Source organism: Nocardia sp. NPDC004123 (assembly GCF_053603795.1).
On record NZ_JBSGGG010000004.1, the window covers coordinates 20761 to 32235 of the forward strand.

The following is an 11475-nucleotide window of genomic DNA, read 5'->3' on the forward strand; positions in this document are numbered from 1 at the left end:
ACGGCGTCCGGTCGCTGCTGCTGGTCAGCCGCAGCGGTTCGCAGGCCGAGGGCCTGCCAGCCCTCTGCGACGAGTTGACCGACCTGGGCGCACAGGTGCGAGTCGCGGCCTGTGACGTCACCGCCGCCGACGCGGTGGCACGACTCCTGGCCGACGCACCCGAGCCGTTGACCGCCGTGATCCACGCCGCGGGTGTGCTCGACGACGGGATCATCGCGTCCCTGACCCCGCAGCGGCTGGACGCGGTCCTGGCGCCGAAGGCAGACGCCGCCTGGTACCTGCACGAGGCGACCGCGGATCTGAATCTGGCTGCGTTCGTGGTGTTCTCCTCGGTGTCCGGCACGATCGGCGGACCCGGACAGGCCAACTACGCGGCCGCGAACACCTTCCTCGACGCCCTGGTGGCGCACCGGCGTGCACGGGGACTGGCCGGGCAATCGCTGGCCTGGGGTCCGTGGGCACGCTCGAGCAGCATGACCGGGCACCTGGGTGAGACCGATGTGGCCCGGATGAGCCGCGGCGGCTTCACCGCGATGCCGGACGAGCAGGCACTGGCCGGATGGGATGCGGCGCTCGCACAGGACACGGCGCTGGCGGTGATCGCGGCGGTGGACACCACCGCGATTCGCGCTCGCGCCGAGGCGGGACTCCTGCCGCCACTGCTGCGGGAACTCGGGCCGGCCGTGGCCCGGCGTCCAGCGGCGACGACCTCGGCGGCGGGATCCGGTCTCCGGCAACGACTTGCCGGTCTGGATACCGATCAGCAGCGGCAGGCGGTACTCGCGACCGTGCGCACCCATATCGCGGCCGTGCTCGGTCACGACGGTGCCTCCGCGATCGAACCCGATTCCTCCTTCCAGGACCTGGGATTCGATTCGCTGAGCGCGGTCGAGCTGCGCAACCGGCTCAAGACCGCCACCGCCCTGTCACTGTCGGCCGCAGTCGTTTTCGACTACCCGACACCGCGCACCCTGGCCGCCTACCTGGCCGACGAGCTCACCGGCACCGGGCGCGCCATCGCCGTCACCGCCACCAGGACCGCCGACGACGAACCGATTGCGATCGTCGGCATGGCGTGCCGGTACCCGGGCGGGGTGAGTTCTCCCGAGCAGCTGTGGAATCTGGTTGCGAACGGGACCGACGCGACCTCGGAGTTCCCGGTGAACCGAGGCTGGGATGCCGACCGTCTGTACGACCCCACCGGCGAGACGCCGCACACCACCTACACGCGCGAGGGCGGATTCCTGCACTCCGCAGGCGAATTCGATCCCGCGTTCTTCGGCATCAGCCCCAATGAAGCCGCGGTGATGGATCCGCAGCAGTTCCTGCTGCTGGAAACCTCCTGGGAGGCATTGGAGCGGGCCGGTGTCGATCCGGCGGAACTGCGCGGCAGTTCGACCGGGGTGTTCACCGGCATGATGTATCACGACTATCCGGTCAACGCGAACGCGGGATCCATTGCCTCCGGCCGGGTTTCGTATGTGTTCGGGCTGGAGGGCCCGGCGGTCACCGTGGATACGGCGTGCTCGTCCTCGCTGGTGGCGATGCACCTGGCCGCGCAGTCGCTGCGGTCGGGGGAGTGCGATCTGGCGTTGGCCGGTGGTGTCGCGGTGATGGCCACCCCGGAAACGTTCGTGGAGTTCAGCCGCCAGCGCGGGCTGGCCCCGGACGGGCGTAGCAAGTCGTTCTCCGACACCGCTGACGGTGTCGCCTGGTCCGAAGGCGCCGGCGTGCTGGTGCTGGAGCGACTGTCCGACGCGCGCCGCAATGGTCATGACGTGCTCGCGGTGGTTTCCGGTTCGGCGGTGAATCAGGATGGCGCGTCGAACGGGCTGACCGCGCCGAACGGTCCGTCGCAGCGGCGGGTGATCCGCCAAGCGCTGGCGAATGCGGGGGTGTCCTCGGCCGACGTCGATGTGGTGGAGGCCCACGGCACCGGTACGACGCTGGGTGATCCGATCGAGGCCGAAGCGCTGCTGGCCACGTACGGGCAGGACCGGGATGCCGATCGCCCGCTGTGGCTGGGGTCGTTGAAGTCCAATATCGGTCATGCGCAGGCCGCCGCGGGCGTGGGTGGCGTGATCAAGATGGTGATGGCGATGCGCCACGGCATGCTGCCCAAGACGCTGCATGTCGATCAGCCCAGCACCAAAGTCGATTGGACCCAGGGCCATGTCCGGTTGCTGACCGCGGCGGTGGCGTGGCCGGAGGTGGATCGTCCGCGTCGTGCGGGCGTGTCCTCGTTCGGTATCAGCGGCACGAATGCTCACGTCATCGTCGAGCAGGCTCCGGCGGCGGACCCGGCTCCGGCTGTGGTCGAGACCGTCCCGGCTGGTGGAGTGCTGCCGTGGGTGGTCTCGGCGCGCGGCAGCGCGGCCCTCGCCGCTCAGGCCGAGCGCTTGACATCGCTTGCGGGTGACCAGGATCCGGCGGACATCGGTTTCTCGCTGGCGTCGACGCGCGGTGTTTTCGAGCACCGTGCGGTGGTCGTGGCCGAGGGCCGCGATGGTCTGCTGGCGGGTGTGCGGGCATTGGCCGCGGGCGCACCGGCTGCCGGAGCGGTGTCCGGTCGTGTGGTGTCGGGTTCGACGGGTGTGGTGTTCTCGGGTCAGGGTGCGCAGTGGGCCGGTATGGCTGTCGATTTGCGTGCGGCGTATCCGGTGTTCGCCGAGGCGTTCGATGGGATTGTTGCTGAGCTGGATCCGTTGCTGGGGCAGTCGGTTTCGTTGAGTGAGGCGTTGGCGGACGCTGATCTGGTTGATCGGACGGTGTTTGCGCAGGCGGGTTTGTTCGCGTTCGAGGTGGCGTTGTTCCGGCTGCTCGAATGCTGGGGTGTGCGTGCCGATGTGGTGGCGGGTCACTCGATCGGTGAGGTCGCTGCCGCGCATGTGGCCGGGGTGTTGTCTCTGGCGGATGCGTGTGTGCTGGTGGCGGCGCGTGGCCGGTTGATGCAGGCATTGCCCGCTGGTGGGGCGATGGTCGCGGTCGGTGCGTCCGAGTCCGATGTGTTGCCGTTGCTGGCCGGTGAGGTGTCGATCGCGGCGGTCAACGGCCCTGCGTCGGTGGTGCTTTCCGGCATCGAGGACGACGTCGCCGCTGTCGTCGAGCGGTGTGCCGAGCAGGGTTGGCGGACACATCGACTGCGCGTTTCGCATGCCTTCCACTCGACCCTCATGGAACCGATGCTGGCCGAATTCGCCACGGCCATAGCGGGTTTGACCTTCGGCAGTCCGCGTATTCCGTTGGTGTCGACGGTGACCGGCGACGAGATCGGCGACGAGATGTCGGCCCCGTCGTATTGGGTCGGTCAGGTCCGGGACACGGTGCGGTTCGCCGCCGCGGTCACCGCAATGGCCCGCCTGGGCGTGTCCAGGTTCGCCGAGGTCGGTCCCGATGCGGTGCTGACCCCGATGGTCGCCCAAACTCTCGATACCGCAACCGCCATCGCGCTGACCAGGCGTGACAACGCGAACGCCACGACCGTCGTCAGTGCGGTGGCCGGGCTGTTCGTCTCCGGCGCGGAGGTGGACTGGGCCGGTTTCTACACCGGCACCGCGGCGCGGCGAATCGACCTGCCCACCTATGCTTTCCAGCACGAGCGCTTCTGGCTCGATGCCCGGCAGATGCTGGCCCAGTCGTGGCTCGGCGCCGAACTGGGCGGAGTCACCGCGGTCGGTCTCGACGCGGTGGACCATCCCCTGCTCGGTGCGGTTGTGCCGCATCCGGATTCGGGTGCGGTGAGCTTCACCGGCCGCTGGTCGCTGGACTCCGTCGAATGGCTGGCCGACCACAGCGTGCTCGGCACCGTGCTGCTGCCGGGCACCGGTTTCGTCGAGCTGGCCGGCCACGTCGGCGGTCTGCTGGGTTGCGCGGTGGTGGAGGAGCTCGTGCTGCACACCCCGCTGACGCTGCCGGCCGACGGCAGTGTCGCAGTGCAGGTGGTGGCGGCCGCGGCCGACGACGCCGGTCGTCGTCGGCTGACCGTCCATTCGCAGCAGACGGCACAGGGCCCGTGGGCGCTCCACGCCGAAGGTGTTCTCGCCCCGGGCGAGGTGGTGGCCGAGTTCGACCTCACCGCCTGGCCTCCGGCCGGTGCGCAGCCGTTGCCCGTCGATGGCGTGTACGACGAGCTGCTCGACATCGGGTATGGCTACGGCCCGTTCTTCCAAGGATTGCGGGCGGCCTGGCAGCGCGGCAATGAGTTGTTCGCCGAAGTCGCGCTGCCGGACCCGAAGGACGCCAAGGGTTTCGGTATTCATCCGGCACTGTTCGACTCCGCCTTGCATGTCGGGATCGTTCACGGCCGTGACGGTGGCGCCGCCGTGCTGCCGTTCACCTGGAACCGGGTCGTGTTGCACTCGGCCGGTGCTCCCGCGCTGCGGGTGCGCATCGTGCGTGAAGAGGGCCGGTTCGCTGTCCAGCTCGCCGATGAGCAGGGCCGGCCGGTGATGTCGGTGGGGGCCTTGGTCTCTCGGCCGGTATCGGCTGAACGCCTGGGCACGGACCGGGTGTCGGAAGCCCTCTTCGGGGTGGATTGGGTCCCTGTCGCGCCGTCGCCGACGACCGTCGATCATCGTCACCTCGCGGGATTGATCGCCGATCTGGATGTCGATCCCGATTCGGTCGTTCCCGAGATCGTGTTGTTCGAGTGCCCGCACTTCGACGATGTGCCGCCTCGAGCCGCACGGCAGGTCGCGACCAGCGTCCTCGAAGCCGTCAAGGGTTGGTTGTCCGACACTCGTTTCGCCGGTTCTCGTCTGGTGGTGCTCACCAAAAACGCAGTGTCCGTGGATGATTCCGAGGATATCGATCTGGCGCAGGCGCCGGTCTGGGGCTTGCTGCGTGCCGCGCAGGCGGAGAACCCGGGTCGTTTCCAGCTTCTCGATCTGGATGAATACGGTGATCCGTCCGCCGTGGCGGCCGTGGCCGCCGCGGTCGCGTCGGAGCCGGAGGTGGCCCTCCGGGGCACGAGCGTGTTCGTGCCGCGTCTGACCGGTCACGCACCCGGCACGATCGATCGATCGACCACACCGGGCACTGTCCTGATCACCGGTGGCACGGGCGGTCTGGGCGCGGTGATCGCACGGCACCTCGTGGCCGAACACGGTGTGCGCCATCTGCTTCTGACCTCTCGGCGTGGCCTGGATGCGCCCGGCGCTGCCGAGCTTCGTCAGGAGCTGGCCGAGCTCGGTGCCGAGGTCACCGTCGCCGCGTGCGACGTCTCCGATCGAAACGCGCTCGCGGCACTGCTCGACAGCATCTCGGAGCAGCATCCGCTGACGGGTGTGGTGCACGCGGCGGGAACCGCCGACAACGGCGTGATCGAGTCGATCACCGCGGATCGCATCGACGGCGTCTTCCGGCCCAAGGTCGACGCGGCGTGGCATCTGCACGAGCTCACTCGCGACCTCTCGCTGTCATTGTTCGTGCTGGTGTCGTCCGCGGGCGGCCTGGTGCTGGCTGCCGGCCAAGCGAACTACGCCGCGGCGAATGTCTTCCTGGATGTGCTGGCGGCGCATCGCCGCGGCCTGGGATTGCCTGCCACGTCCCTGGATTACGGAATGTGGGCGCGCTCGAGCGGACTCGGAACCGAACTGTCCGAGGACGACTTCGACCGGATGCGCCGACAGGGTTTCCCGCCGCTCTCCGAGGCCGAGGGTCTGGCGCTGTTCGATGCGGCGATATCGACCGAGACCGCACAGCTGGTGGCGCTGCGGGTCGACAAGGCCGTGCTCCGGACCCGGGGCGAGCAGATTCCTGCCCTGGTCCGCGTGCTCGTACCGGCCCCGGTCCGCCGCCGGACGCCGGCGGCGGGCCAGGCGTTCCTGCGTACGCTGGCCGGACTGTCGGACGCCGATCGCAAGACCGCTCAGCTCGACCTCGTCCGATCAGTGGCCGCCGAGATCCTCGGGCACGCCTCCATGGCAGCTGTCGAACCCCAGCAGGCTTTCCAGCAGCTCGGTTTCGACTCGCTGAGCGCCATCGAGTTCCGCAACAAACTCAATGCCGCGACCGGTCTGCAGCTGCCCGCGACGCTCGTCTTCGACTACCCCAACGCGCAGATCGTCGCCGAGTTCATCGACTCCCAGCTCACCGGCAGCGCAGCCGTCGAGGAGGTCGCGGTCAGCCGGGTCCGAACCGGCGATGACCCGATCGCGGTGGTGGCGATGAGCTGCCGCTACCCCGGTGGCGTCGCCTCGCCCGAAGACCTGTGGGGGCTGGTCACCTCGGGCATCGACACCACCGGCGAGATGCCGATGGACCGCGGCTGGGACCTCGAGGGCATCTACGATCCCGAACCCGGCAAGGCGGGCAAGACCTATACCCGCCAGGGTGGATTCCTGTACTCGGCAGCGGAATTCGATGCGGACTTCTTCGGGATCAGTCCCAATGAAGCGACCGTGATGGATCCGCAGCAGCGGTTGCTGCTGGAGGTCTCATGGGAGGCGCTGGAGCGCGCCGGCGTGGATCCGGCGGTGCTGCGCGGCAGTTCGACCGGTGTCTTCACCGGCGTGATGTACCACGACTACGCCCAGGCGACCGGCACCGGTAGCGGTGCCGCGGGCAGTTTGGTCTCGGGCCGGGTGTCCTACGTGTTCGGCCTGGAAGGCCCTGCGGTCACCGTGGATACGGCGTGTTCGTCGTCGCTGGTGGCGCTGCATCTGGCGTCGCAGTCGCTGCGGTCGGGGGAGTGCGATCTGGCATTGGCCGGTGGTGTCGCTGTGATGGCCACCCCGGACATGTTCCTCGAGTTCGGTCGTCAGCGGGGTCTGTCCCCGGATGGACGGTGCAAGTCCTTCGCCGACGCGGCCGACGGCGTGGGCTGGTCCGAGGGCGCCGGTGTTCTCGTGTTGGAGCGGTTGTCCGACGCGCAGCGCAATGGGCATCAGGTGCTCGCGGTGATCGCCGGTTCGGCGGTGAATCAGGATGGCGCGTCGAATGGTCTGACCGCGCCGAATGGTCCCTCGCAGCGGCGTGTCATTCGCCAGGCGCTGGCGAATGCCGGTGTCTCGCCGGTCGAGGTGGACGCGGTGGAGGCTCACGGCACCGGTACGACGCTGGGCGATCCGATTGAGGCTCAAGCGCTTTTGGCGACTTACGGCCAGGATCGTGATGCGGACCGTCCGTTGTGGTTGGGTTCGTTGAAGTCCAATATCGGTCATGCCCAGGCTGCGGCCGGTGTGGGTGGTGTGATCAAGATGGTCATGGCGATGCGCCATGGCGTGCTGCCCCGAACCTTGCATGTGGATCAGCCCTCCACGAAGGTGGATTGGTCCGAGGGTCATGTCCGGTTGTTGACCGAGGCGGTGGCGTGGCCGGAGGTGGATCGTCCGCGTCGTGCGGGTGTGTCCTCGTTCGGTATCAGCGGTACCAACGCGCACGTCATCGTCGAGCAGGCCCCGGCGACTGCGCCTACGGTGGAACAGGCTGCCGTGGATGCGGTGCCGAGCGTAGTGCCGTGGATGCTCTCGGCGCGCAGTGACGAGGCGCTCGCCGATCAGGTTGCCCGCCTGACATCGGCTGTGGCCGAACATGATCCGATCGATATCGGCTTCTCGCTGGCATCGACGCGTGCCGTGTTCGAGCATCGCGCAGTTGTGGTGGCCGAGGACCGTGATGGTCTCCTCGCGGGAGCGCGGGCACTGGCTGCGGGTGTGCAGGCACCCGGTGTGGTGACCGGTCGTGTGGTGTCGGGTTCGACGGGTGTGGTGTTCTCGGGTCAGGGTGCGCAGTGGGCCGGTATGGCCACCGAACTGCGTGCCGCATATCCGGCATTCGCTGAGACATTCGACGCGATCGTCGCCGAGCTGGATCTGTTGCTGGGGCAGCAGGTTTTGCTGAGTGAGGCGTTGGCTGACAGTGATCTGGTCGACCAGACGGTGTTCGCGCAGGCGGGTTTGTTCGCGTTCGAGGTGGCGCTGTTCCGGCTGCTCGAATCCTGGGGTGTGCGTGCCGATGTGGTGGCGGGTCACTCGATCGGTGAGGTGGCTGCCGCGCATGTAGCCGGTGTGCTGTCCCTGACGGATGCGTGTGTATTGGTGGCTGCCCGTGGTCGTTTGATGCAGGCACTGCCCACCGGTGGCGCGATGGTTGCTGTCGGCGCCTCCGAGATCGATGTGCTGCCCCTGCTGGTGTCCGGTGGCGTGTCGATCGCGGCGGTGAATGGTCCGTCGTCGGTGGTGCTCTCCGGCGTCGAAGACGCTGTCGTGGCGGTCGCTGAGCGGTGTGCCGGGCACGGTTGGCGGACGCATCGGTTGCGTGTCTCGCATGCCTTCCATTCGGTCTTGATGGAGCCGATGCTGGCCGAGTTCGCTTCGGCGATCGAGGGTTTGGCGTTCGCCCGCCCGAGTATCCCGTTGGTGTCGACGGTGACCGGTGCCCGGATCGGTGACGAGATTTCGGATTCGTCGTATTGGGTGGATCAGGTCCGGGACACCGTGCGTTTCGCCGATGCGGTCACCGCGATGGCGGGTCTGGGTGTGTCCAGATTCGCCGAGGTCGGTCCCGACGCGGTGCTGACCCCGATGGTCGCCCAGACTCTCGATGACGGGGATGGCTCGGCCGCCACGGTGGTGGCGCTGGCACGTCGAGACCATGCCGATGCGTCGGCCGTGTTGACTGCGGTGGCCACACTGTTCGTGGTCGGCGCTCCCGTCGACTGGTCCGGTGTGTACGCCGGGACGGGAGCCCAGCGAATCGACCTGCCCACCTACGCTTTCCAGCGTCGCCGCTACTGGATGCGCGAGGGGTCCGCGGGTACCGGTGACGCCCGGGCCATGGGTCTGGCGGCGACCGGGCACCCTCTGATTTCGGCGATGCTGTCGCAACCGGACTCCGGCGCGGTGATCCTGACCGGTCGCCTCTCGGTGGAGACCCATCCGTGGCTGGCCGATCACCGGGTCCTGGGCACCGTGTTGTTCCCCGGCACCGGTTTGGTCGAACTCGCCCTGTATGCCGGGGAGCGAGTCGGCCACACCAGCCTGGAGGACTTGGTGCTTCAGGCTCCGCTGGTGCTGCCGGAGTCCGGCGGCGTCGCGGTGCGCATCGTGGTCGCGGCCGAGGATGAGACCGGCCGTCGCGCGGTGCGGATCTACTCCTGCCCCGATAGCGACGTCGATTCCGCCACGTCGTGGACGCTGAATGCTGAAGGCGCACTTGCATCGGACGAGGTGGCGGCTCTTGTCGACCTCACCTCGTGGCCTCCGGTCGGTGCGCAGCTCCTGCCCATCGACAGTGTCTACGACGAGCTGCTCGAAGCCGGGTACGGCTACGGTCCCTTCTTCCAGGGATTGCAGGCGGCATGGCAGCGCGGCGATGACGTATTCGCCGAGGTCGCCCTTCCGGATCCGCAGGACGCCAAGGGTTTCGGGCTGCATCCAGCTCTGCTCGATGCCGCGCTGCACGCACTGCGACTGGCGGGCCACCTGTCCACGGAGGGAACCGGACCGGCATTGCCGTTCGAGTGGTCCGGTGTCACCGTGCACGCGGCGGAACCGGGCGCATTGCGCGTCCGGCTGACCCGCGTCGGCGAGCACGCGGTGGCCATGGAGCTGGCGGATCCGACCGGTGCTCTGGTGGCGACGGTGCGGCATCTGGCCTCCCGGCCGATCGATCCCGCACAGCTGACCACCGGCGCATCCACCGTCGGCAACGCGTTGTTCCAGGTCGACTGGACACCGCTCTCGGTATCTGCGTCCGAGATCAGCACCGTGTCCTGGATGGATCTCGGTGACGAGGTTCCCGCCGCCGTAGTGCTGGACTGCCCGGCGAGTAATGATCCCGCCGGAGTTCGTGCCGCGACTCACGGTGTACTGCAAGTACTTCAGTCCTGGACTGCCGGACACCGGTTCACCGGGTCGGTGCTGGTGGTTCGGACCAGTGGCGCGGTATCGGTTGCCGGGGAGGACATTACGAACCTGGCCGGTGCCGCCGTCGGTGGTCTGGTGCGTTCCGCGCAGGCGGAGAACCCGGGCCGGATCGTGTTGGTAGACACCGATTCCGACCTGCACGGGCTGCTCGGCGGCATCCTGGCCTCCGGGGAGCCCCAGGCCGCCGTGCGCGGCGGTCAGGTGCATGTCGCGCGACTCGCCCGAGCGGCGGCGTCGAGCGCCTCAGCGCCGAGTTCGGCTCTCGGTCCGGACGAAACCGTTCTGATCACCGGCGCCAGCGGCTTCCTCGGTGGACTTTTCGCCCGGCACCTGGTCGACACCCAGGGTGTCCGGCACCTGCTGATGCTGAGCCGACGCGGTGCATCCGCTCCGGGCGCGGCCGAGCTGCGCGCGGAACTGGAACATCTCGGCGCCGAGGTCGAGTTCGTCGCTTGCGATGTCACCGACCGTGGCTCGCTCGCGCAGGTATTGGCCGCCATCCCGGTGGACCGTCCGCTCACGGGTGTGTTCCATACGGCCGGTGTTCTCGACGATGGCGCCATCGGTTCACTCACCGCGGATCGCATGGACACGGTCCTGCGGCCCAAGGTCGACGCCGCCCTGCACCTGCACGAGCTGACCGCCGATCTGCCGTTGAAGGCGTTCGTGCTGTTCAGTTCGGCGGCCGGCGCATTCGGCAACCCCGGTCAGGGCAACTATGCCGCGGCCAATGCCTGCCTGGATGCCTTGGCATTGCACCGCAGGGCATCCGGGCGTAGCGGACAGTCGCTGGCGTGGGGTCTGTGGGGCACCGACGGCGGTATGGCCACGGAGCTCAGCGACGTCGACCGGCAGCGCATGGCCCGTTCCGGCATGCTGCCGCTGTCCGAAGAACAGGGCCTGGCATTGTTCGGCGCGGCCACCGGACTCGATACGGCGGCTCCGATCCTCGCCCGTCTCGATCTGGAGAGCCTCCGCAACGCGGGGTTCGCCGCGGCCCTGCTGTCCGGCCTGGTCCCCGCTCGCCGCAGAGCGGCCTCGGACGCACCGGCGGCACTGCGGACTCGTTTGGCGAATACTCCCGGGAGCGAACGCCTCGGTGTGCTCGCTGAAATCGTTCGTGGTCAGGTCGCGGCGGTACTCGGGCATCAGAACGCGAATGCGATCGCGGCCGACCGGGCCTTCAGCGACCTGGGCTTCGATTCGATCACCGCGGTCGAGTTCCGCAATGCCCTCAAAACCGTGACGGGCCTGCGCTTGCCGGCCACGCTGGTATTCGACTACCCGACGCCGCAGGCGCTGGCCGAATACCTGGCCGACGAGTTCACCGACGAGCGTCCCACCGGCCAATCGACGGATCTGTCGGAGAACGATATTCGCCGAGCTCTCCAGACGATTCCGCTCACCCGCCTGCGCGACGCGGGCCTGTTGGATGCCCTCATGAAACTCGCCGGCGGGCCGGACAGCCCCGGCGAGATCGAGCAGAGCATCACCGAGGAATCGATCGACGAGCTCGATATCGACGACCTGATCGACCTGGCTTACAACAACTCCTCAGAAGACTGACGGCGCGATTCGCCGACGAGTCACGCTGACCTTAGGAAGA

At 68.3% G+C, this 11475-nt stretch carries 1 protein-coding gene (only partly in view); it reads left to right on the plus strand.

The genetic code is table 11. The features are described 5' to 3' along the window. On the plus strand, positions 1 to 11435 hold the 3' portion of the coding sequence (locus ACWEQQ_RS06325) for an SDR family NAD(P)-dependent oxidoreductase (RefSeq protein WP_452347442.1). Its footprint begins 4345 nt before the window's first position; the window shows 11435 of its 15780 coding nt (coding positions 4346-15780); its start codon lies beyond the left edge, outside the window; the stop codon is at positions 11433 to 11435. The last annotated feature ends 40 nt before the right edge of the window (positions 11436 to 11475 follow it).